Consider the following 21216-nt stretch of genomic DNA (forward strand, 5'->3'; position numbering starts at 1 on the left):
AGGGGCGGACGACGGATGGGGGAGCGTACGCCCCGGGCATACCACCCGAAACAGCAACAAGTCGGCCTGGCGGGCAAGATGCGTGCGCCACGCTGTTAACCCCCGCACAGTTCACGGAGGTTGGGGCGGGGGAGCTTCAGCGGCGCAGGAGTACGCGGCGCGTGGCGCGGGCCAGCCGGGCGGTCGGCCGCTGGGAGCGCGGGGCCGGGCCCGAGCGGTCCAGCCACCACTCGCGCAGCCGCCGCCGGGCCTCCGCGTCCTCTGGCTGCCCGCCGAGCAGCAGATGCGCGGCGAAGTCCAGCGCGTCGTGCCGGTAGCCGCCGGCCATGGGGTGCCCGTGCGCGTACGCGAGGAAGGCCGGCCGGTATCCGGCCCCCAGGATCTCGGGCAGCTCCGGCGCCACCTTCGCCACGACATCGGCCCGCTTCGCCCCGAGCGCCCGCGCCTGCACCCCGAGCCGCACCCGATCGAACCCCTCCGGCACGGGCGTCCCCGCGACGAGCGCGGAAAGCAACGCGGCCTGCGCGAGGGCGACCCGCTGCCGGGCGGATTCGGGAGCGGAGGCGGAGCTGTCCCCGGGGGCGAAGTCGTGGCTGTCGGTCACCTCGCCGGCCGACGCCCGCGACGCGACCGGCGTCTCCGACGCGGCAGGGGCTTCCGGCGGGACTGGCATTGATGCCTGCGCCTGGCCGGTCGGCGCCTGCGCTGCGGCCGGCGCCTTCGACTCGGCGGTCTCCGGCACGGTAGGGGCTTCCGGCGGGGCTGCCACTGATGCCTGCGCCTGGCCGGCAGGCGCCTGCGATGCGGTCGGCGCCTTCGACGGGGCGCTTTCCGGCACCGCTGCGGCGGAGACCTCCGGTGAGGCTGTCGCCGAGGCCCGCGCCTGGCTGGTCGGGGCCGGCGATGTAGCCGACGTTTCTGACGCGGGGGTCTCCCTCGTCTGTGCGGTCTCCGGCCCATCCGGCGCCGAAGCCCGCGCCTCGCGAGCTGGCGCCTGCGCCGCGGCCGACGCCTTTGACTCGGCGGTCTTCGGCGCGGTCGGGGCTTCCGGCGAGACTGCCGCTGAAGCCTGCGCCTGGCTGGTCGGGGCCTGTGATGTGGCCGGGGCCTCCGGCGTGGCCGTCGCCGTAGCCCGCGCCTCGTCGGCGGATGTCTCCGATTCGGCCGTCTCCGATGCCCGCACCTGCGTGGACGCTGCCCGTGCCAAGGCGCCCCGGATCGACTCCAGCTCCCGCTCCAGTTCCTCCGCCTCGGGGAAGTTGTCGTCCCGTTCCAGGAGGACGCCGGGTGGGGTGGCGCGGGAGGCGAGGGTCGTGAGGATGTCGAGGACGGTGTCCGGGACCGGGTGGGCGTGGCTGTCGTGCCACACGCCGTCCCGTTCGAAGCCGCCCGCTACATGGACGTACGCGATGGCCTCCACCGGAAGCTCGGCCAGGGCCTTCGTCGGGTCCTCGCCCCGGTTGACGTGGTTCGTGTGCAGGTTGGCGACGTCGATGAGGAGGCGTACGCCGGTCCGGTCGGCAAGTTCGTACAGGAACTGGCCCTCGGTCAGCTCCTCGCCCGGCCAGGCGATCAGCGCGGCGATGTTCTCGACCGCCAGGGGTACCGGTAGCGCCGCCTGGGCGATACGGACGTTCTCGCACAGCACGTCGAGCGCGTCCCGGGTGCGGGGGACGGGCAACAGGTGGCCGGCCTCCAGGAGGGGGGAGGCGGTCAGTGCGCCGCCCGCGCGGACGAACGCGATGTGCTCGGTGACCAGGGGTGAGCCCAGTGCCCCGGCCCGCTCGGCGAGCGCGGCGAGCCGGTCCTCGGCGGGCCGGTCCGCGCCGCCCAGGCCCAGGGAGACACCGTGCGGGACGACCGTCACGCCGCGCTCGCGCAGCCGCAGCAGCGACTCGGGGAGATGTCCCGGGCAGAGGTTCTCGGCCACGGCCTCGACCCAGTCGATGCCCGGCATGGCCTCCACGGCGTCCGCGATCTCCGGCCGCCACCCGATACCCGTACCCAGTCGCCCCGGTTGCTCCAGTCGCTTCATCGTCCGTCCCTTCTACGACCTTCTCGGTCCACGGAGTGATGGCCCCGGCCCCCGGGATCGAACCCCTCCCGGGAGACCTTCAGAGCAACATTTGAGCTTCCGCCCGCCCGATCCTGTCCGCCTACTGGGCCTGGGCGACCGCGTTGGGGTCCGGGGCCTCCGGGCGGTTGGTGTTGATCGTGCCGGGCGTCGTCGGCGACGGCTTCGAGGACACCACGGGGTCGCCGGTCGGCTCCACCGCGGGTGCCACGGGCGGCACCACTCCGGGGGACGGCGGCGGCGGACCGGTCGGGCTGGCGCTGGGCCCGGCGGCGTTCTCGGCGATCTTCTGGAAGTCGATCTGGCCGGTCTTCTCCAGGATCGTGATGTGGTCGAGCACGGTCTGGTTGGTGTCCGAGGCCAGTTGACGCACGAGCGTGTTGCGGGTCTGGTTCCGCACCGTCGCGACGACCGGGAGGATGTTGCCGTGCGCCTGCCGCAGGAGGTTCGCCCAGACCTTGTCGTAGTCCGCGGCCGAGGCCGCCGTCATCTGGTCCAGGAAGCCCTGCTGCTGTGCGTTCGGCTGGTTGGGGATCGGGACACCGAGCTGCTGGGAAGCGTTCCGTGCCCGCTTGTCGAGGTCGTTGTGGCCCGTGATCAGGTGCTGGGCCGCCTCCCTGACGGCGGGATTGCTGGACTTCTGCATCGCCTGCTGTCCCGCGGGCAGTTCCCACAGCCCGGCCAGCCGGACACGCACGATGAGCTCGCGGTCCAGTGGGGTCAGCGGCCCCCACTGGGTGTTCACCGTGTCCCCGGCGAGCGGGGCGGCTGCGGCCGCCGCGGCGTCGTTGCGGTGCGGGTACGAGTAGAACACGGGGTACGCGAGCGCGCCGACGGTGCCTGCGATGGCGAGGCCGACGAGGAACGTGCCGTTCATGCGGGGCAAGGGAGCCTCCCGGGGGAAACCCAACTGGTCGTTGGGGAACTGATACGTGGCTGGTGAGGGACGTCCGTGAGAGCGGTCAGGACACCGAGCGGGCCTGGGCCGCCGTCACGTGTACACGAGTCAGATCGTGCCGTTGGCGATGGCGTCGAAGTCGACCGCGCCGGTCTTCTCCAGCATCGTGATGTGGTCGAGCACGGTCTGGTTGGTGTCCGTCGCCAGCTGACGCACCAGCGTGTTCTGGGTCTGGTTCCGGATCGCCGCGACGTCCGGGAAGATCGTCCCGTGTGCCTTCCGCAGGATGCTCGCCCAGACCCGGTCGAACTCCTTGCCCTGGGCGGCGTCCATCTGGGCCAGGAAGCCCTGCTGAGCCTCGTTCGGCTGGTTGGGCAGCTCGACGTTGAGCTGGGCGGCGACCTTGCGCACCCGCTCGTCCAGGTCGCCGTGGCCCACCAGCAGGTGGTCCGCCGCCGCCTTGACCGTGGCGCTGCTGGACTTGTCCATCGCCTTCTCCCCGGCGGGCGCTTCCCACAGCCCGGCCAGCCGTACGCGCACGATCAGGCTGCGGTCCGAGGCGGTCAGCGGCCCCCACTGGGTGTTCACCGTGCCGGCGGCCGTGTTGGACACTCCGGTGCCGGACCGGTCGGCGTAGGACCACACAGGGAACGCGAGCGCGGCGATGGTGGTCGTCAGGGCCGCGATGACGAGGGCCGATTGGTTGAAGCGCGGCAAAGGAGCCTCCCGGGGAAACCAACTGGTCGTTGGGCAGATGTTGCTTGGCCAGCGACAGAAGGTACGGCCGGGAACCCGATGATGTTCAACGAAGATGTTTGAACCCTGTGCGTCCCAGGGGACGGTGGTCCGCGACAACCGTCGCCGAACCGGGCGCGATCTCCGTGAAACCGGCATCACGGACCAACGGCAGCCCACTGGAAGTGAGTTCACGCCAACGGGCCGGCTCCGCCGTACGGACGGCGAGCGCGTAACCCGCGTCGCGCCAGGCCACCCGGGCCTCGTCCGACAGCTCCCACCACGCCAGTTGAGCTCCGTGCCCCGTCTGGGCCATCGCCTTGCCCGCCGACATGTCCAGCTCGGGGTTCAGCCAGAGAACGGGCACCGCCGGATCCGGATCCAGCGGCGGCTCCGGATCGTCCAGGTCGGTGCCGGAGACCTGGAGCCGGGCCAGATCCTTGGGCCACCCGTCCAACGGAACAGGCGGAAAGACCCGGACCTCGGCCGACTTCCCACTGACGGTGATCCCGGGCAAGGCCTCGGCCCGCCGCCACTCGGCCCCCCGAGCCCGCCGCACCACCTTACGAATCCGAGCGTCCTGCCAGTCCCGCATGGCCTGAGCCCACTCACCGTCCCCGACGGACCGCTCGTCCCCGAGGATCACAAGAACGGCCCGAGCAGCGGTCTCCAAGGCATCGGTACGACCGGGCGGCGAGCCCTTCTCGATCCGGGCGACGAGGGGCAGCACGAACTGGGGCGCCTGGTCGCGTGCGCTGGGCTCGGCCCGGAAGGGGCTGTCGCCGGGTTGCGTTTGATCATGGCTCACGAGGTCCAACTCTAGGGGCGCGAGGAACTGCGCGACCAGCCACGAACGACCCGCAGCCGCTCCACGACAGAATGACCCCATGCAAAGCGATCTGCGCCTGGAGAACGTGGGCCGCCGCTACGGCATACGCGGCCCCTGGGTCCTGAGAGGCGTCCACCTGACCCTCACTCCCGGCACCCTCACCCGCGTCGAGGGCCCCAACGGCACAGGCAAATCCACCCTCCTGAGACTCCTCGCACGCATAGACGCCCCCACAGAAGGCACCCTCACCGGCCACCCCCGCACCGCCTACGTCCCCGAACGCTTCCCCGCAGCCCTCCCCTTCACCGCACACGCGTACCTCACCCACCTCGGCGCCGTGCACGGCCTCCCCCGTACGGCTGCCGCCCGCGCCGCCGACGAGTGGCTGGAGCGGCTCGGCGCCGCCGCGTACGCCCGGACGCCCATGGCGCAGCTGTCGAAGGGCAGCAGCCAGAAGGTCGCCGTCGCCCAGGCCCTCCTCGCCGACCCGGAGCTGCTCGTCCTCGACGAGGCGTGGACGGGCCTGGACGCCGCCGCCCGGGCCGAGTTGGAGCGGGTCGTCGCCGAACGGACCGCGTCCGGTGCCTCGGTGGTGTTCGTCGACCACGACCCGGGCCGTCTGGCGGGGGCGCCCGACGCGACGTACACCGTGACCGACGGCGGCCTCAACCGCCGTACGGCACACGCCGGTTCACCGGAAGCGGTCGGCCCGCACCTGGTCGTCGAGGCGCAGGGGCCACCGGGCGCGGAACCCCCGGCCGAGGCGTTGAAGTGGACGGTGTCGAGGACGGAGACCGCGACCCCGGGCGGCCATCGGCTCACCGTCCCCCGGACCCACTCGGACGTCGTGCTCCGCGCCCTGCTCATGGCCCGCCCGCCCTGGCACGTGGTGGGCGTGGGACCAGCAATGCCCGGAACGCCCGCCGGCACCGCCGAACCCGCCCCGCTCACCACCGACGAAAGCCCCCGATGACCGCCCTCCTGCGCTATCAGGCCGCCCTGCTCGTGCGTTCGCAGCGCTGGCTGCCGCCGTTCATCCTGTACGCGGTGTTCCTGGGCGTCGGGGTGCAGAGCGGGCAGCCGGTGCTCGACTCACTCGGGTATGCCGCGGCGGCCGTGCTGCCGGTGGCCGCCTGGCTGGTGCGGATCTGTGCGGGCAACGAGCCGCCCGCCGCCCGCGCCGCCGTGGCAGCGGCCGTCGGCCCAGGGCGGGCGCACCTCGCCTGTCTCCTGGTGGCGCTGGCCGCCGCGGCGACGCTCGGCACGGCCGCGACCGTCGTGGTGACCCTGATCAGCGACCCGGCGAGCGCCGATCACCAGGTCCGGGTGGAGCCTCTCCCGGCCGCTGCCGCCGGGCTGCTCGCCGCGCTGGTGTGCGCCCTGCTCGGCACGGCCGTCGGCGCGCTCACGACCTGGCCGCTGCTGCGCTCGCCCGGCCGGGCGGTGCCCGCGATGATGCTCGGCGCGCTGCTGGCGCTGGTGGTTACGGGCTCCCCGGCCCAGCTGGCGATCACGTCCCTGGTGACCGGCTCCCGCTCGGGCACGGTCCCGGTAGCGCTGCTGCCGCTGGCCTCGGCGGCCCTGCTCACGGTCGCGGCGACCGCCGGGGCCTGCGCGCTCACCGCACGCCGCTCACCCTGAGCAGGCCGAGCGCTGCGCCTCCTGCCACTCACAGACAGGACAGAGCGTGACGCCCTTCCGCGACTCCGGGTACTCGGTCGGCTCCCGGCACAGCACACACTCCGCGTACGCGACCTCGTTCTCGTCACTCATCGCACCAGCCTAAGCCGCTCCCCGCCGGAGGCCGCCGCCCCGATCAGCTCGGACACCTTCACCAGCCGGAAGCCACGCTCGCGCAGCGCGGGCACGATCGTGCGCAACGCCCGCTCGGTCGCCGGGGCGGCACTGCGCGTGCAGTGCATGACGACAACCGACCCGCCCCGCACCCCGTCCAGCACCTGCCGGGCCACAGCGTCCGCGTCCGTGGCGAACGCGTCCCCGCTCACCACGTCCCACTGCACCGCCGTGACCCCGGCCCCGCTCAGCGCCCGCAGCGCACGCCGGTCGTAACACCCGCCCGGGAAGCGGAAGTAGGGCATGGCCCTGGGCACCCCGGCGGCCCGGAACGCCGCGAAGGCCCGCTCGACGTCGGCCCGCATCCGCGCCTCCGAGCCGGCGATGGTCGGCAGCCCGTAGCAGTCCTCGGTGAAGGCGTAGTGGCTGTACGAGTGGTTGGCGACCTCGAACAAGGGGTCCCGCCCGATGGAACGGGCCTGGGCCGCGTACTCCTCGGCCCACCGTCCCGTCATGAACACGGTCGCCGGCACCTTCAGTGCCCGCAGCGTGGCGATCAGCCGGGGATTGTCGAAGCGCTCGCCCCGCGCCGCCCGGTCACCCTGCCCGGCGGTCATGTCGGCGTCGAAGGTGAGGGCGACGGTCTTCTCCGGGCCGCGCGGACCGTTCCGGAAGACGGGGGTCAGACCGGCGGGCCCGGGGGCGAGGGTGGGCGGACGAGAAGGGACGGCGGAGGGGGACACGGGAGGCCGCCTGTGGGACGGGGGCCGTCCCACAGGCGGCCAGGGCGGCGAGCGCGGCGCCCAGGACACAGCCAGTGGCGAATCGTCGCACGAGAGTGATCATCGTACGAAGGTAGAAATGCCGGGGTTGTCCGGCGGCCCGCCGCGAGGGCGAGCCACCCGGATGTCACCCGCCCGGCCGTGAACCCGTACCCCCGCCCCACAGCCCCCTACGTGGCGAGCAGCCGCGCCCTGGCCTCCGCCACGTCGAAGTCCGCTTTCGGGTACTGCGGGTCCAGCGCCTCCAGGTGATCGAGGAGCAGCCTGCTGATCGCCCAGTTGCGGTACCACTTGCGGTCCGCCGGGATCAGGTACCAGGGCGCGCCGGCCGAACACCGCTCCAGGGCGATCTCGTACGCCTCCTGGTACGCGGGCCACAGCGCGCGCTCCTCGATGTCTCCGACGTTGAACTTCCAGTGCTTGTCGGGGTTGTCGAGGCGTTCGAGGAGACGGCGCCGCTGTTCGTCGTACGAGATGTGCAGGAAGCACTTCACGACGGTCACGCCGTCCTCGGCGAGGGACTTCTCGAAGCCGTTGATCTGGCTGTAGCGGGCGGTCAGCTGGGCCCGGGAGACGAGTTCGCGGACGCGGGCGATCAGGACGTCCTCGTAGTGCGAGCGGTCGAAGATGCCGATCTCGCCGGGTTGCGGGAGCGCCCGTTTGATGCGCCAGAGGAAGGAGTGGCCCAGTTCCTCGTGGGTGGGTGCCTTGAACGCCCTGATCCGGCAGCCCGACGGGTTGAACAGGCCGATGACGTGCTTGACCGTGCCGCCCTTGCCGCTGGTGTCCATGCCCTGCAGGACGAGCAGCAGCCGCCGTCGGTCCCCGGTCGAGCCCGCCGCCCACAGCCGCTCCTGGAGGACCGCGAGCCGTTCGCCCAGCAGGGCGGTGGCGGCGAGCCCTGCCGCCTTGTCGGCGGGGCCGCCCGGGGTGGCCCTGGCGTCGTACGCGCCGAGGTCGACCCGCTCCCCGCCGGGCACGCGCAGCAGCTCACCCAACATGCTCTCCGCGGGCCTCCCGGAGTCCTGTTTCGAGCCCTTCTTGGCCATGGGGCACCTCTTCCGGTCCGGTTCCTCCCCGGTACCTCGATCCTGCGACGCGGAAACCGGGCGCGCCAGCCGTCGGGCCCTAGGTGCGCGTACAGCGTCCGGTGGGGCTTGCGGCGGGCGGACGGCACTGGAGGGCGAAGTCGGCGGCGCTGGTGCTCAGGTAGCGGCCCAGACAGGTGTTCGGTGTCGTCCGGCCGCGTTCGCCGCAGAAGGCCAGCGCGGCACGGCCGTCGGCGAACGGGCCCGGCGCGTAGATCACCCAGTAGCCCGGGCGCAGGGACGCGTACTCGTCGCTCCGCAGGACCACCGCCTCCGGCACCGACTCCCTGACCTTGGCGAGCCGCGCGTCCCGGGCGGCGGTCCCGGAACCGACCGGTTCGGAGAAGAGCTGGGCGATCCAGCGGCCGGTCGCGGCGGAGAGGGTGGCTGACGGGGTGGTTGAGGCAGTGGCTGAGGTGGTGGCTGAGGCTGAGGCGGTGGAGGTCGGGGTCGGAGTCGGGGTCGGCGAGGCCGTCGTACCGGCCACCGGGCCCGGGCCGCCGTCCGTCCTCTCGTCCCCGTCGAGGAAGCGCAGGGTGAGGAACGTGGCGGAGACGGCCACGAGGAACGCGAGTACGACGGGCAGGGCCACCCGCCTGCGCCGATACCCCGGTGGCAGGGGGTACGAGTTCGGAACGGTCGGCGGTGGTGTTCTGCCGAACTCCGGGATGTGGCCCACGGGTTGGGGTGCCGTCACCGTCCGCTGCGCATGACTCGGTGTCCCGCCCGCCGCCACCCGCCCCAGCAGCGCCGCCAGTTGAGCCGCGTCCGGCCGGCCCGCCGGATCCCGTACCAGCAGCGCTTCGAGTACGGGCGTCAGCGCGCCCGCGCGGGACGGTGGCGGTACCTCGGACTCCAGGACCGCGGCCAGTGTCGCGAGCGTGGTCTCGCGGCGCAGCGGACTCACGCCCTCCACGCACACGTACAGCACGACTCCCAGCGACCACAGGTCGGCGGCCGGGTCGTCGGAGGGGCCGCGGAGGCGTTCCGGGGCGATGTACTCGGGGGAGCCGACGAGTTCGCCGGTCATCGTCAGGGCCGTCGCGCCCTGGAGCGCGGCGATCCCGAAGTCGGTGAGGACCGCGCTGCCGTCGGGGCGCAGCAGGATGTTCGCCGGTTTCACGTCCCGGTGTTGCACACCCGCCGCATGTGCCGCGCGCAGCGCGTCCAGCACCTGGCCGCCGATCCGTGCCGCCTCCACCGGCGTCAACGGGCCTGATTCCAGGCGCCTGTCGAGCGAGACGCCGGGCACCAGCTCCATGACGATCCAGGGATGCGGGTCGTCGTCGACGATCTGATGGACCGTCACCACGTGGGGGTGGCTGAGCCGGGCCAGCGCCTGGGCCTCGCGCAGCACCCGTCCGCGTACGGCGTCGGTCGCCGCCGCGTCGGGCCGTACCGCCTTCAGCGCGACCTCGCGGTGCAGTACGGCGTCCCGGGCCCGCCAGACCGTGCCCATCCCGCCGCTCCCGAGCCGCTCCAGCAGCTCGAACCGGCCGTCGACCACGTCCCCCGGTACGTTCATGGCGGACAGGCTAGGGCCTGCCCGCCAAGTCCGGTTCAGAGGGCGGCGGTTACCGCTTCCACGGGCCCGTCACCGCGAACGTCGTGCCGGGTGTGTAGCAGTTGACGTACATCGTCCGGCCGTCGGGCGAGAAGGTGACGCCCGCGAACTCGCCCCATTCGGGGGCGTCCTGGGTGCCGATGTTCTGGGCGTTGCGGGCCATCGCGTACACCTCGCCCTTGCGTGTCACGCCGTATACGTGCTGTGCGCCCTCCCCGTCCTCGCACACCATCAGGCCGCCGCTCGGGGCGAGACAGATGTTGTCCGGTGATTCGCCCGGGAGTTGGACGTCCGTGTCCGGGCCGAAGACGATGACGAGGGTGAGGCGGCGCGCGGCGGGGTCGTAGCGCCAGATCTGGCCGAAGTGGGTGGCCGCCGAGCCCTCGCTCGCATGGGCGAACGACGACACGAAGTACACGCACCGCCCGCCCCAGTAGCAGCCCTCCAGCTTCTGCGCGTGCGTGATGCCCTTCGGCCCGAAGTCCTGGAGGCGGATGGGGGTTTGGGCGGCCAGCGGGTCCGGTACGTCCACCCACTCGACGCCGTCGAAGGAGGCGCCCGGCTCCTGGATCGAGGAGAGGTCGGGTACGCCCGGCACCCGCATCGCCTGGAGCCGGCCGCCCGCGCGCAGTGAACCCACCCCGCCCAGCGGCCTCTTGGGCAGGAAGCGGTAGAAGAGGCCGAAGGGGCGCAGGAAGGCGTCCTCCGTCTCGTAGACGATGCCGTTCCTCGGGTCGACGGCGATCGCCTCGTGCTGGAAGCGGCCCATCGCGGTGAGCGGGACGGCGCCGGTGCGGTGCGGGTCGGCCCCGTCGACCTCGAAGATGAAGCCGTGGTCCTTGGTGTAGCCGTTGGTGCCGGCCTTGTCCTCGGTCTCCTCGCAGGTCAGCCAGGTGCCCCAAGGCGTGGGCCCGCCCGCGCAGTTGACGGCCGTACCGGCGATGGCGACCCGCTCCGAGAGCACGTCCCCGTCCCGGTCGAGGGTGAGGGACGTACAGCCGCCCTTGCCCATCGGGTCGTAGGTGAGGCCCTTGACGGTCGGGACCTGGATTCTGGCGGTGACGCGGTTCTCGTGGTTGCGGACCAGGTGGACGCGGCCGTGGCGGCCCGCGAAGGCCGACATGCCGTCGTGGTTGGAGGGCACCGGGCCCTCGCCGGAGCGCAGGGGGTCGCCCTCACGGGACAGGACCCGATGGCGGAAACCCTTCGGCAGGTCGAGCAGGCCCTTCGGGTCGGGGACCAGGGGGCCGTAGCCGGAGTGGCCGATGCCCTGTGCGGCGGCGGTACCGGCGAAGAGTTCGGAGAGGGCGCCGGTGAAGGCGATGCCGACACCCAGGGCGCCGGTGCGGGCGAGGACCTGGCGTCGGGAAGTGGGGGAGGCGTCGACTGCTGAGGGGCCGTCAACTGCCTTGGGGGTGGCGCCTGTTGAGGTGCCGTCGAGTTCGGGCGTGCCGAATGCGGACATGGGGAGGCAACCTTCCTGCTGGCGGACAGGACTGTGACCTTGCTGTGTGTATCACGCCGCACTGACCTCGGGAACCACGCGCGTTGCGCGCCTCACCCCGATGACTCGCCTGGAGGTGGAGACGGAGGCGGCTGCTGGGACTGCGCCCGTTCCAGGAAGCGGAGCAGCTCCACCGGGAACGGCAGGACAAGTGTCGAGTTCTTCTCGGCCGCGACCGCCACCACCGTCTGGAGCAGCCGGAGTTGGAGGGCCGCGGGCTGCTCGGACATGACCCCGGCGGCCTCCGCGAGCTTCTTCGAGGCCTGCAACTCGGCGTCCGCGTTGATGATCCGGGCCCGGCGTTCGCGGTCGGCCTCGGCCTGGCGGGCCATCGAGCGCTTCATCGTGTCCGGCAGGGACACGTCCTTGATCTCGACCCGGTCGATCTGCACGCCCCAGCCCATCGCCGGGCTGTCGATCATCAGCTCCAGGCCCTGGTTGAGTTTCTCGCGGTTGGAGAGGAGATCGTCGAGGTCGCTCTTGCCGATGATCGAACGCAGCGACGTCTGCGCCATCTGCGAGACCGCGAAGCGATAGTCCTCGACCTGGACGAGCGCGTTCGCCGCGTCGATCACCTTGAAGTAGACGACCGCGTCCACCCGGACCGTGACGTTGTCCCGCGTGATGCCCTCCTGGGCCGGGATCGGCAGTGTGACGATCTGCATGTTGACCTTGTGCAGCCGGTCCACGAGCGGGACCACCATCGTGAGACCGGGCGCCCGCACCTCCCCGGCGAGCCGGCCGAGCCGGAAGACGACCCCGCGTTCGTACTGCTTGACGACCCGGGCCGCCGCCCCGACGTAGACGAGCCCGGCGGTTGCGGCGGCGATGCCCGCGGCCAGCAATTCCTCAACCATGATGACGACCCCTCGCAGCCGTCCCGTACGTGCCGATCGGCACCTCTAACAAACGATATGCCCGGTCCGGGGCTCGGGGCGAGCCTCGGACCGGGCAACCTCGTATGCGAGGGCCGCGGGGACTACGGCGTCGGCGTCATCATCCTGACCGGTTCCGTCCCGGCCGCGCTGTGCCGCTCCGCCCAGCTCTCCAGCGCCGTACGGCAGGCGTGGTCCAGGTGGTGCAGGCCCGACAGGTCCAGCTCGATCGGCCGGTCCTGGGGGAGTGCCTCCAGGCTGTCGAGTATTTTCGGCAGCCGCAGGAAGGTCGCGTTGCCCGACAGATACGCCTGGATCGGCCCGGCGCCCTTGTCCACGACCTCCAGCTTGAGATGCGAGGCCTCCCAGGCGGTCTTGCCCACCGACAGGGCGAGCCCGATCAGCACGCCCTCGAACATGTTCACGGACACGATCGCCACGGCCGTGACGACGAGTATCAGCGCCTCACCCCGGTGCTCGCGCCAGAGCGAGACGATCCCGCGCAGCGGTATCAGCTTCCAGCCCGCGTGCACGAGGATCCCGGCCAGTGCGGGCAGCGGGATCAGCGCCAGCGCGCCGGGCAGCAGCGCCGCGAACAGCAGCAGCCATACGCCGTGCATGACCCGGGACGCCTTCGTCCGCGCGCCCGCCTGGAGGTTCGCCGAGCTGCGCACGATCACGGCGGTCATCGGCAGCGCGCCCAGCAGCCCGCACACGGTGTTGCCGGCGCCCTGCGCCATCAGCTCCTTGTCGTACTGGGTGCGTGGACCGTCGTGCAGCCGGTCCACGGCGGCGGCGCTGAACAGGCTCTCGGCGGACGCGATCAGCGTGAACGCCACGACCGTGCCGATCACGCTCGGGCTCGCCAGTTCGCCGAAGGCACCCAGGCCGGGCAGCTGGACGGCGTCCAGCAGGCCCTTCACCTCGACGGTCGCCACCGGCAGGTCGAGGACGAGGGTGACGACGGTCGCCAGGACCACCGCCGCGAGCGCGCCCGGCACCGCCCGTACCTTCCTGGGCAGCCGCTGCCACAGCACGATCACGGCTATCGTGCCCGCGCCGACGGCCAGCGAGGCCAGTGCGCTGGTGCTCCCCACGGCCTTCGCGGCGGCCTCGGGCAGCCCGACGATCTTGTCGAGCCCGGCGGCGGGCGCCTTCAGCCCGGCCGCCGCGTACAGCTGCCCGGCGATGATCACGAGCCCGATCCCGGCCAGCATGCCCTCGACGACTGACACGGATATCGCCCGGAACCAGCGCCCCAGCTTCAGGGCGCCCATGGCGAGTTGGAGCAGTCCGGCGGCGAGCACGATCACGCCGAGGGCGGGCAGCCCGTGCTCCCGTACGGCTTCGAAGACGAGCACGGTGAGACCGGCGGCCGGACCGGACACCTGGAGGCTGCTGCCCGGCAGGAGTCCGGTGACGATGCCGCCCACGATGCCGGTGACCAGGCCGAGTTCGGCCGATACACCGGAGGCGACGGCGACGCCCACGCACAGCGGCAGGGCGACGAGGAACACGACGAGCGAGGCGGCGAAGTCCTGCCGCAGATGAGGGACCTTGGCGAGCACGTTCATGGCGGCCCTCACAGCGCTTCGAACGCGTCGGTGGCGGCCCGGTGTTCGCGTACGGACCCGGTGTGGACCTCGTAGTACCAGCCGCGCAGGCGCAGCCGGCCGTCCGTGAGGCGTTGCTCCACGCACGGGTAGGAGCGCAGCCGCAGCAGTTGTGCGAGGACGTGGTTCTGGACGCCCGCCGCGACCGTCGGGTCGTCGGTGTCGGACGCGGTCGAGGTGTCGGGTTCGTCGGCGGCGTGCGCGAGCCAGTCGCGTACGGCGGGTACCGCGGTGAGGTCGTCGCCGCGGACCAGGGCGCCGACGGCACCGCAGTGCGAGTGGCCGCAGACCACGATGTCGCTGACGCCGAGGACCTCCACGGCGTACTCGATCGTGGCCGCCTCGCCGGTGGGGCGGCCTGAGGCGTACGGGGGGACGATGTTGCCGGCGGTGCGCAGCTCGAAGAGTTCGCCCGGCCTGGCACCTGTGATCAGGGCCGGGACGACCCTGGAATCGGAGCAGGTGATGAACAGGACCTGGGGGGACTGGCCTTCGGCGAGTTTGGCGAACTCCTCAGGGCGCTGACCGAAGGTGCGGGCGTTGTCGATGAGGGGCTGCATGTGGTGACTCCTCCTGGCGCGCCTCTATGGCGCGTCGGACGTACATGACAGAGCGTGGGGGGATGTCTCCGCTGTCATCAGCAGCGGAACACCTGAAGTCCGGCCGGGGTGTGCGCCGTCAGTGATCTGGGCGCCTGGTGGCGGGGGGTGACCGGTGTCCGCGGTTCGTGCGGGGGCACAGGATCCGCCACGAGGGCCGGGCGGCCGGGGGCTTCGGGGCCCGTATCGACGATTCGATGCCGGTCGCGGATGCGCAGGGGCCAGGCGGGGTCGTGGGGGCGGCTGTCGTTACCGCAAGTAACGTACTCATCGCGCAGGGCTGCGGCCCTGGGTTTGTTTCTGGTCTCGGTCTTGGCCTCGGCATGACGGGCCGTGTGCGCGGATGCGAAGGAAGCGGTGGGAGTGAAGAGTTGGAGGGCCAGCAGTGCGGCGGTGAGGAGCGAAATCACGGTCCGGACGGTGGTACCTCGGAACATGCGCCCCCCTCCAGATGTTTCGCGGTCCCTCGCGTACGTCAACGGCTGGTCAACCGAAGGTCAAGAAACACGTTAACCCTGCGAAGTTGTTTGCAGGGTTAACTTAGCGTTTCAGGCTGAAGAGAGCCTGAAAAGCGCGGGTGGGATGACGCGAACTGACCCTTGACGCAAGGGTTTACGACGGCTCCACCAGGCCCTTGGCGTCGCGAGCCAGCGCGGTCAGGCGGGAGATCGCGCGGAAGTACTTCTTGCGGTAGCCGCCGTTCAGCATCTCCTCGCTGAACAACTGGTCGAAGGGCATGCCGGAGGCGAGCACCGGTACCTCGCGGTCGTAGAGCCGGTCGGCGAGCACGACGAGCCGCAGCGCCGTCGACTGGTCGGGAACCGGCCGTACGTCGGTGAGGCACACGGCCTTCAGGTCGTCCGTGAGGGCGCCGTACCGGCTGGGGTGCACGCGGGCGAGGTGGTCGAGGAGGTGCGGGAAGTCGTCGAGCGACGCGCCCTCGGTGGCGTACGCCGCCTTGGTCACCTGCTCCTCGGAGTACGGCGCCGGGGCCTGGGGCAGCCCCCGGTGGCGGTAGTCCTCGCCGTCGATGCGCAGCGCCCGGAAGTGGGCGGACAGGCCCTGGATCTCGCGCAGGAAGTCGGCCGACGCGAACCGGCCCTCACCGAGCTTGCCCGGCAGGGTGTTCGAGGTGGCGGCGAGCGCGACGCCCGCGTCGACGAGCTTGCCGAGCAGGGTCGACACGAGGACGGTGTCGCCCGGGTCGTCCAGCTCGAACTCGTCGATGCAGAGCAGCCGGTGGCCGCTGAGTGTCTGCACGGTCTTCTGGAACCCGAGGGCGCCGACGAGGTTCGTCAGCTCCACGAAGGTGCCGAAGGCCTTGAGCGCGGGCTCGGCCGGGGTGGCGTGCCAGAGGGAGGCGAGGAGGTGGGTCTTGCCGACGCCGTAACCGCCGTCGAGGTAGACGCCACGGGGCCCGGCGGGCACCTTGACCGCCTTGGCCTTCCCGAACCCGAAGAACCCCCGCTTGCCGCCCCCCAGGGCGTGCGCTCCGCCGAGCCCGCCGGCGAAGCCGTCGAGGACGCGCACGGCCTCGGTCTGGCTGGGCTGGTTCGGGTCCGGGATGTACGTACCGAAGCGCACCGAGTCGAACCGGGGCGGCGGCACCATCTCGGCGACCAGACGGTCCGCGGGGACATGCGGCTCACGCACGCACAGGGACAGCGGGGCCGCGTCGGCTATCGGGCCGAATCCGGGGGTGGCTGGGGTGGTAGGCACGGTTCACCATGCTAAGGGCCGTGTCAGACTGCCTGGCATGCGACGCCTGTTCCCTGTGACCGAAGAGACAGTGGCCGGGGCCTCGGGAGGGGCCGTGGATGCCGGTGGTGCCGGTGGGGTGCCCGGGGGTGGTGGGGCGGTCGACCGTGAGTGGAGTCCGGCGGAGCTGGGCGCCGCCTACGCCTACCCCGAGCGGGCGAACGGGGGACCGGGAACCTGGCTGCGGGCCAACATGGTGTCCACACTCGACGGTGCCGCCCAGCACGACGGCCGTTCCCAGCCCATCTCCTCCGCCTCCGACATGCGGATCTTCGGCACCCTGAGGGCGCTGGCGGACGTGGTGCTCGTCGGTGCGGAAACGGTACGCCAGGAGGGTTATCGGCCGGTACGCGCGCGTGCCGAGTTCGCCGGGGCCCGGGAGGCGGCCGGACAGGCGGAGGTGGCGGCCGTCGCGATCGTCAGCGCGAGTCTGGACCTGGACTTCGCGCTCCCCCTGTTCACCTCGCCCCTGGTGCCCACTCTGATCCTCACGGGCGCCGCGGCCGCCCCCGACCGGGTCGCCGCCGCAGAGAAGGCGGGCGCCCAGGTGGTCGTCGCCGGTGACGGCATGGGCGTGGACCCGGCGCGTGCCGTACAGGCCCTCGCCGGCCTCGGTCACACCCGGCTGCTGGCCGAGGGCGGGCCGAGGCTGCTGGGGCAGCTGGTGGCGGCCGGTGTGCTCGACGAGCTGTGCCTGACGATCTCCCCGATGCTCACCGTGGGGGACGCCCAGCGGATCTCGGGCGGGCCCGCGTTGACTGTGCCCCGACGCTTCGAACTGGTGTCCTTGCTGGAGGAGGAGGGCTTCCTGTTCAGTCGGTATTGCCGCCCATGAGGTGCGGGGGTCCCGCACGACCCGACACGATGTGGAATCTGTCGTTCCGTTTGTCTTTCGCTGGGCACACTAAAACTCGCAGCCCCCGTGCGATCACGGGGCAGGATGGTTTCCGCAGGGGCCTACGGACGGCCCACGGAGGAGAAGGGCGCCTGTCGTGTTCACAAGCGTACTGATGATCGAGAAGGCCCTGACGTCCGCCGACGTGGAGTTCGTCACCACCTTGCACGGCGACGAGGACGTCGCCTTCCACGTACTGCTCCAGCCCCGCGGCGACCAGGCCGACCGGCTGCTGCGCGCCATCGACGACATCGCCCTCGGCGAGCTGGACGAGGCGGCGCACGAACGGGAGACGCCGGAGGGGAAGGACGCGGCGGCGTTGGGGGAGCAGGCGTTGGAGGTGTCGCTGGCGGCGTTGCGGGGGTCGGGCAACGAGGCGGAGGGGCGGATTGTCGAGGACCATCCGCTGGATGCGCTTCGGGGGTTGGTGGACGAGGTCGAGGCGGATGAGGTGATCGTGCTGACCGATCCTCATTACGTGGAGGAGTTCTTTCATCGGGACTGGGCTTCTCGGGCTCGGCACAAGGTGGGGGTGCCTGTTTTGAAGCTGTTCTCGCACAGCAAGGCGTAGTTTTTTGGCTGTCCGTCGGTGGGGGCTGGTCGCGCAGTTCCCCGCGCCCCTAGGTAGGTGTCCGCTCGGCTCCTGCTAATAGGGTGGGGGTCCGTCGTCGTACCGCACCTGGGAGATATGCACATGGCACCCGGCCTTCCTGTCGCCATGGAACGACCGCACTTCATCGGTATCGGTGGGGCCGGGATGTCTGGGATCGCGAAGATTCTGGCTCAGCGTGGGGCCTCTGTGGCCGGGAGTGATGCCAAGGAGTCCGAGACTGCTGCGGCGCTTCGGGCGCTCGGGGTGGTCGTGCACATCGGGCATGCGGCCGGGCATCTTGCCGACGACGCCACCTGTGTCGTCGTCTCCTCCGCGATTCGCGCCGACAATCCGGAGCTGGCGCGGGCGGCCGAGCTGGGGATTCCGGTGGTTCATCGGTCGGACGCGCTCGCCCGGCTGATGGACGGTCTGCGGCCGATCGCCGTCGCGGGTACGCACGGCAAGACGACCACGACGTCGATGCTGGCGGTGTCGCTCAGCGAGCTGGGACTGAACCCCTCGTACGCCATCGGCGGCGACCTGGACGCGCCCGGCTCGAACGCCCTGCACGGCGATGGCGAGATCTTCGTGGCCGAGGCGGACGAATCGGACCGCAGCTTCCACAAGTACGCGCCCGAGGTCGCGATCGTCCTCAACGTCGAACTCGACCACCACGCCAACTACGCCTCCATGGACGAGATCTACGAGTCCTTCGAGACGTTCGCCGGCCGCATCGTGCCCGGTGGGACGCTCGTGATCTCCGCCGATCACGACGGCGCCCGTGAGCTGACGCGGCGGCTGCCCGACTCCGTGCGCGTGGTGTCGTACGGGGAGTCCGCCGACGCCGATGTCCGGGTGCTGTCCGTCGTGCCCCAGGGGCTCAAGAGCGAGGTCACCGTCGAGCTGGACGGGGCTCCGCTCACCTTCACCGTCTCCGTGCCCGGGCGGCACTACGCGCACAACGCGGTCGCCGCGCTGGCGGCGGGCGTCGCGCTGGGCGTGCCCGCCGGTGAGCTGGCGCCCGCGCTGGCGGCGTACACAGGGGTGAAGCGGCGGTTGCAGCTGAAGGGCGAGGCGGCCGGTGTCCAGGTCATCGACTCGTACGCGCACCACCCGACCGAGATGACGGCGGACCTGGAGGCGATGCGGGCGGCGGTCGGTGACGCGCGCATCCTGGTCGTCTTCCAGCCGCACCTCTTCTCCCGCACCCAGGAGCTGGGCAAGGAGATGGGCGAGTCGCTGGCGCTCGCGGACGCCTCGGTCGTCCTCGACATCTACCCGGCCCGCGAGGACCCGATCCCGGGTGTCACCAGCGCGCTGATCATCGACGCCGCGCGGGCCGCGGGCGCCGATGTGACGGCCGTCTCCGACAAGGCGGAGGTGCCCGAGGTCGTCGCGGGAATGGCGAAGCCCGGGGATCTCGTTCTCACCATGGGCGCGGGTGATGTGACGGACCTGGGCCCGCAGATTCTGGACCGTCTCGCACAGAAGTAAGGGGTTGGCCTTCATGTCGTACGACGTCGAGAAGCCGGACGAGCAGTGGCGCGCGGAGCTGACCCCGGCCGAGTACGCCGTTCTGCGTCAGGCCGGGACCGAGCCCGCTTTCGTCGGTGAGTACACCGACACCAAGAAGCAGGGCGTCTACTCCTGCCGGGCCTGTGGCGCCGAACTCTTCACCTCGGACACGAAGTTCGAGTCGCACTGCGGCTGGCCGAGCTTCTTCGATCCGAAGGACACCGACGCGGTCGAGCTGATCGCGGACCGCTCGCACGGGATGGTGCGGACCGAGGTGCGGTGTGCGCGGTGCGGATCGCATCTCGGGCATGTGTTCGAGGGTGAGGGGTATCCGACCCCGACCGACCAGCGGTACTGCATCAACAGCATCTCGTTGCGGCTGACGCCCGACGAGGGCTGACGGTTCACTTTTCGCCAAAGGGCCGCCACTCCATGGTCGGGGTGGCGGCCCTTTGGCGCAGCGTGCGCCCGCGCGCTGTTTCCGCGTGCGTGCATCAGCGGAGTGAATCGGCCGCGCCGGGACGCGCCGAAGGGCCGGGAACACGGGTAGACCCGCTCTGTGGAGCGGGATACTCATGGCTTCTCACGACATGGCGACCAGGGGAGCGGATCGGTGAACTCTGCCGTAGGGGTGGGCAGTCGGGGCGAAGGCGGCGGGCGGCACGCGGTCGTGGTGGGCGGGAGTCTCGCGGGGCTGCTCGCGGCGCACGTCCTCGCCGGACACGCCGACCGGGTGACCGTCGTCGAGCGCGACCGGTTCCCGGACGGCACCGGGTCACGGCCCGGCGTGCCGCAGGGCCGGCATCCGCATGTGCTGCTGCAGGGCGGGCAGTCGGCCCTGGAGTCGCTGCTGCCGGGCTTCCTGGCGGAGCTGAAGGAGGCGGGGGCGCCAAGGGTCGGCCTGCCGTCGGACCTGGTGCTGTGGCAGAACGGCCGCTGGTTCCGCCGCGTGCCCCCGTCGACGCACATCTACACCGGTTCCCGCGCACAGTTGGAGGGGCTGGTGCGGCGGCGCGTGCTCGCCGACCCGGCGATCAGTGTGCTGGAGGGCACCGACGCGGTCGGGCTGCTCGGTGACGCCTCGCGAGTGCGCGGCGTACTGCTGCGGGACCGCTCCGACGGTGCCGACGCGGAACACCGGGAGCTGGCGGCCGATCTCTTCGTCGACGCCTCCGGCAGCGGTACCAAGGCGCCGCAGTGGCTCGCCGCGATCGGCGCCGAGGCTCCGCACGAGGAGACCATCGACACCGGGCTCGCCTACGCCTCCCGCGTCTACCGGGGCAGGGACGGCGTACTCGGCGGCGACACGCTCGGCTACTACGTCTACCCCAACCCCGACCAGGTCCACGGCGGCGGTGCGCTGCCGCTGGAGGACGGCAGCCATCTGGTCATCGTCTCGGGGCTGCGCGGCGACGAACCGCCCAAGGGCGACGACGAGTTCGAGACGTACACCAAGCGGCTGGGGCATCCGCTCCTGGACCGGTGGATCGAGGAGGCCGAACCGCTGTCGTCGGCGTTCGGCTACCGGCGGACCGCGAACACCCGCCGCCGCTACGACCTGCCCGGCCGCCGCCCGGCCGGATTCCTCGCCACCGGCGACGCCCTGTGCACCTTCAACCCGATCTACGGGCAGGGCATGGCCATCGCCGCGATGAGCGCGGTCGCCCTGCGCGACGCGCTCGCCGACCGGCGCCGGACGCCCACCACGCGGCGCGTGCAGCAGGCGCTCCTCGCGGCGTCCCGGCTCGCGTGGGACATCTCCGCCGGGGCGGACCGCAAGATGCCGGGCGCGGTCGGCACCGCGGTCGAGGGCGCGCCCACGGACCGCGTCGCGGACTGGTATCTGCGCCGGGTCACGGAGCGGTCCCCCGGCGACCCCGTCGTGGGCCGCGCCTTCCGCGCCGTACTGACTCTCTCCGCGCCCGTCAGCGCCCTGTTCGCGCCACCCGTGGCCCGGGCCGTGCTCTTCGGTCCGCCAGGACCGACACCGGCCGGGCCTCCGGAGGCGCTGGAGGAGCCGGGGGAGCCGAGGGAGTGAGTGAAACGCCCTGGGGCCCTGCCGTCGTACGGCAGGGCCCCAGCGCTTCTTCTTCCGTTACGA

Annotated in this window: 20 protein-coding genes and 1 pseudogene; 7 read left to right on the forward strand and 14 right to left on the reverse strand. The window is 71.7% G+C overall.

Annotated features, from left to right (window positions below; translation table 11 throughout):
- Positions 1 to 136 precede the first annotated feature (136 nt).
- The 4 genes from ACFYXF_RS40160 to ACFYXF_RS40175 all read right to left on the reverse strand — a co-directional run bounded on the left by ACFYXF_RS40160 (position 137) and on the right by ACFYXF_RS40175 (position 4515).
- The gene (locus ACFYXF_RS40160; RefSeq protein WP_389357072.1) at positions 137 to 2035 is read right to left on the reverse strand and encodes a DUF692 family multinuclear iron-containing protein; all 1899 of its coding nucleotides are present in this window, start codon (positions 2033 to 2035) and stop codon (positions 137 to 139) included.
- Between the two features lie 121 nt (positions 2036 to 2156).
- Entirely contained in the window at positions 2157 to 2960 is an 804-nt protein-coding gene (locus ACFYXF_RS40165; RefSeq protein WP_389357074.1) for a DUF4142 domain-containing protein, read from the reverse strand.
- 120 nt (positions 2961 to 3080) lie between these two features.
- Positions 3081 to 3689, reverse strand: coding sequence for a DUF4142 domain-containing protein (locus ACFYXF_RS40170; protein WP_389357076.1), 609 nt, complete (start codon positions 3687 to 3689; stop codon positions 3081 to 3083).
- Positions 3690 to 3774: 85 nt separating this feature from the next.
- Positions 3775 to 4515, reverse strand: coding sequence for a peptidyl-tRNA hydrolase (locus ACFYXF_RS40175; RefSeq protein ID WP_389357078.1), 741 nt, complete (start codon positions 4513 to 4515; stop codon positions 3775 to 3777).
- Between the two features lie 79 nt (positions 4516 to 4594).
- On the opposite strand from ACFYXF_RS40175, the gene ACFYXF_RS40180 reads away from it, so the two are divergent.
- Both ACFYXF_RS40180 and ACFYXF_RS40185 read left to right on the forward strand, forming a co-directional pair.
- Positions 4595 to 5509 carry an ATP-binding cassette domain-containing protein gene (locus tag ACFYXF_RS40180; RefSeq protein ID WP_389357080.1) on the forward strand — a complete coding sequence of 305 codons (915 nt, stop codon included), beginning with the start codon at positions 4595 to 4597 and terminating at the stop codon, positions 5507 to 5509.
- Entirely contained in the window at positions 5506 to 6177 is a 672-nt protein-coding gene (locus tag ACFYXF_RS40185; RefSeq protein WP_389357082.1) for an ABC transporter, read from the forward strand. The genes ACFYXF_RS40180 and ACFYXF_RS40185 overlap by 4 nt, the downstream gene beginning before the upstream one ends.
- On the opposite strand, the gene ACFYXF_RS40190 is transcribed toward ACFYXF_RS40185, so the two are convergent.
- The 10 genes and pseudogenes from ACFYXF_RS40190 to zapE all read right to left on the reverse strand — a co-directional run bounded on the left by ACFYXF_RS40190 (position 6169) and on the right by zapE (position 16074).
- Positions 6169 to 6309: a hypothetical protein gene (locus ACFYXF_RS40190; RefSeq protein WP_389357084.1), complete on the reverse strand. Its 141-nt coding sequence runs from the start codon at positions 6307 to 6309 to the stop codon at positions 6169 to 6171. The genes ACFYXF_RS40185 and ACFYXF_RS40190 overlap by 9 nt on opposite strands.
- Positions 6306 to 7176, reverse strand: a pseudogene (locus tag ACFYXF_RS40195) (polysaccharide deacetylase family protein). Before ACFYXF_RS40195 ends, ACFYXF_RS40190 begins: the two are co-directional and overlap by 4 nt.
- Positions 7177 to 7282: 106 nt before the next feature.
- A complete protein-coding gene (locus ACFYXF_RS40200) occupies positions 7283 to 8161 on the reverse strand; it encodes a PPK2 family polyphosphate kinase (RefSeq protein WP_389357086.1) in 879 nt (292 codons plus the stop codon).
- Positions 8162 to 8240: 79 nt separating this feature from the next.
- A complete protein-coding gene (locus ACFYXF_RS40205; RefSeq protein ID WP_389357088.1) occupies positions 8241 to 9725 on the reverse strand; it encodes a serine/threonine-protein kinase in 1485 nt (494 codons plus the stop codon).
- Between the two features lie 49 nt (positions 9726 to 9774).
- Positions 9775 to 11229, reverse strand: a complete 1455-nt coding sequence (locus ACFYXF_RS40210; RefSeq protein ID WP_389357090.1) for an alkaline phosphatase PhoX — start codon at positions 11227 to 11229, stop codon at positions 9775 to 9777.
- 92 nt (positions 11230 to 11321) lie between these two features.
- Positions 11322 to 12125, reverse strand: coding sequence for a slipin family protein (locus ACFYXF_RS40215; RefSeq protein WP_389357092.1), 804 nt, complete (start codon positions 12123 to 12125; stop codon positions 11322 to 11324).
- Between the two features lie 122 nt (positions 12126 to 12247).
- Positions 12248 to 13717: a SulP family inorganic anion transporter gene (locus tag ACFYXF_RS40220; RefSeq protein WP_389357094.1), complete on the reverse strand. Its 1470-nt coding sequence runs from the start codon at positions 13715 to 13717 to the stop codon at positions 12248 to 12250.
- A gap of 8 nt (positions 13718 to 13725) precedes the next feature.
- Positions 13726 to 14316: a carbonic anhydrase gene (locus tag ACFYXF_RS40225; protein ID WP_389357096.1), complete on the reverse strand. Its 591-nt coding sequence runs from the start codon at positions 14314 to 14316 to the stop codon at positions 13726 to 13728.
- A gap of 77 nt (positions 14317 to 14393) precedes the next feature.
- Complete coding sequence (locus tag ACFYXF_RS40230; protein ID WP_389357098.1) at positions 14394 to 14792, reverse strand: hypothetical protein; 399 nt, start codon at positions 14790 to 14792, stop codon at positions 14394 to 14396.
- A 175-nt stretch (positions 14793 to 14967) separates the two neighbouring features.
- Positions 14968 to 16074: a cell division protein ZapE gene (gene zapE, locus ACFYXF_RS40235; RefSeq protein ID WP_389357100.1), complete on the reverse strand. Its 1107-nt coding sequence runs from the start codon at positions 16072 to 16074 to the stop codon at positions 14968 to 14970.
- 37 nt (positions 16075 to 16111) lie between these two features.
- On the opposite strand from zapE, the gene ACFYXF_RS40240 reads away from it, so the two are divergent.
- The 5 genes from ACFYXF_RS40240 to ACFYXF_RS40260 all read left to right on the forward strand — a co-directional run bounded on the left by ACFYXF_RS40240 (position 16112) and on the right by ACFYXF_RS40260 (position 21153).
- Positions 16112 to 16948, forward strand: coding sequence for a pyrimidine reductase family protein (locus ACFYXF_RS40240; protein WP_389357102.1), 837 nt, complete (start codon positions 16112 to 16114; stop codon positions 16946 to 16948).
- A gap of 157 nt (positions 16949 to 17105) precedes the next feature.
- On the forward strand, positions 17106 to 17579 hold the full coding sequence (locus tag ACFYXF_RS40245) for an indole-3-glycerol phosphate synthase (protein WP_369029538.1): 474 nt from the start codon (positions 17106 to 17108) through the stop codon (positions 17577 to 17579).
- A gap of 123 nt (positions 17580 to 17702) precedes the next feature.
- Positions 17703 to 19094, forward strand: coding sequence for a UDP-N-acetylmuramate--L-alanine ligase (gene murC / locus ACFYXF_RS40250; RefSeq protein WP_389357104.1), 1392 nt, complete (start codon positions 17703 to 17705; stop codon positions 19092 to 19094).
- 13 nt (positions 19095 to 19107) lie between these two features.
- A complete protein-coding gene (msrB, locus tag ACFYXF_RS40255; RefSeq protein WP_389357106.1) occupies positions 19108 to 19515 on the forward strand; it encodes a peptide-methionine (R)-S-oxide reductase MsrB in 408 nt (135 codons plus the stop codon).
- Positions 19516 to 19788: 273 nt separating this feature from the next.
- Positions 19789 to 21153, forward strand: coding sequence for an NAD(P)/FAD-dependent oxidoreductase (locus ACFYXF_RS40260; protein WP_389357432.1), 1365 nt, complete (start codon positions 19789 to 19791; stop codon positions 21151 to 21153).
- Positions 21154 to 21216: the final 63 nt, after the last annotated feature.

Origin of the sequence: Streptomyces sp. NPDC002680 (assembly GCF_042889145.1) — a bacterium.
In the GTDB taxonomy this organism is placed as follows: Bacteria; Actinomycetota; Actinomycetes; order Streptomycetales; family Streptomycetaceae; genus Streptomyces; species Streptomyces adonidis.

What these genes read in the sequence shown, in the direction of transcription:
- ACFYXF_RS40230 (WP_389357098.1), bottom strand. Translation starts at nt 14,792, where the DNA reads ATGTTCCGAGGTACCACCGTCCGGACCGTGATTTCGCTCCTCACCGCC.
- ACFYXF_RS40185 (WP_389357082.1), top strand. Translation starts at nt 5,506, where the DNA reads ATGACCGCCCTCCTGCGCTATCAGGCCGCCCTGCTCGTGCGTTCGCAG.
- ACFYXF_RS40180 (WP_389357080.1), top strand. Translation starts at nt 4,595, where the DNA reads ATGCAAAGCGATCTGCGCCTGGAGAACGTGGGCCGCCGCTACGGCATA.
- msrB (WP_389357106.1), top strand. Translation starts at nt 19,108, where the DNA reads ATGTCGTACGACGTCGAGAAGCCGGACGAGCAGTGGCGCGCGGAGCTG.
- ACFYXF_RS40160 (WP_389357072.1), bottom strand. Translation starts at nt 2,035, where the DNA reads ATGAAGCGACTGGAGCAACCGGGGCGACTGGGTACGGGTATCGGGTGG.
- ACFYXF_RS40225 (WP_389357096.1), bottom strand. Translation starts at nt 14,316, where the DNA reads ATGCAGCCCCTCATCGACAACGCCCGCACCTTCGGTCAGCGCCCTGAG.
- murC (WP_389357104.1), top strand. Translation starts at nt 17,703, where the DNA reads ATGGCACCCGGCCTTCCTGTCGCCATGGAACGACCGCACTTCATCGGT.
- ACFYXF_RS40205 (WP_389357088.1), bottom strand. Translation starts at nt 9,725, where the DNA reads ATGAACGTACCGGGGGACGTGGTCGACGGCCGGTTCGAGCTGCTGGAG.
- ACFYXF_RS40210 (WP_389357090.1), bottom strand. Translation starts at nt 11,229, where the DNA reads ATGTCCGCATTCGGCACGCCCGAACTCGACGGCACCTCAACAGGCGCC.
- ACFYXF_RS40215 (WP_389357092.1), bottom strand. Translation starts at nt 12,125, where the DNA reads ATGGTTGAGGAATTGCTGGCCGCGGGCATCGCCGCCGCAACCGCCGGG.
- ACFYXF_RS40190 (WP_389357084.1), bottom strand. Translation starts at nt 6,309, where the DNA reads ATGAGTGACGAGAACGAGGTCGCGTACGCGGAGTGTGTGCTGTGCCGG.
- ACFYXF_RS40200 (WP_389357086.1), bottom strand. Translation starts at nt 8,161, where the DNA reads ATGGCCAAGAAGGGCTCGAAACAGGACTCCGGGAGGCCCGCGGAGAGC.
- ACFYXF_RS40220 (WP_389357094.1), bottom strand. Translation starts at nt 13,717, where the DNA reads ATGAACGTGCTCGCCAAGGTCCCTCATCTGCGGCAGGACTTCGCCGCC.
- ACFYXF_RS40240 (WP_389357102.1), top strand. Translation starts at nt 16,112, where the DNA reads ATGCGACGCCTGTTCCCTGTGACCGAAGAGACAGTGGCCGGGGCCTCG.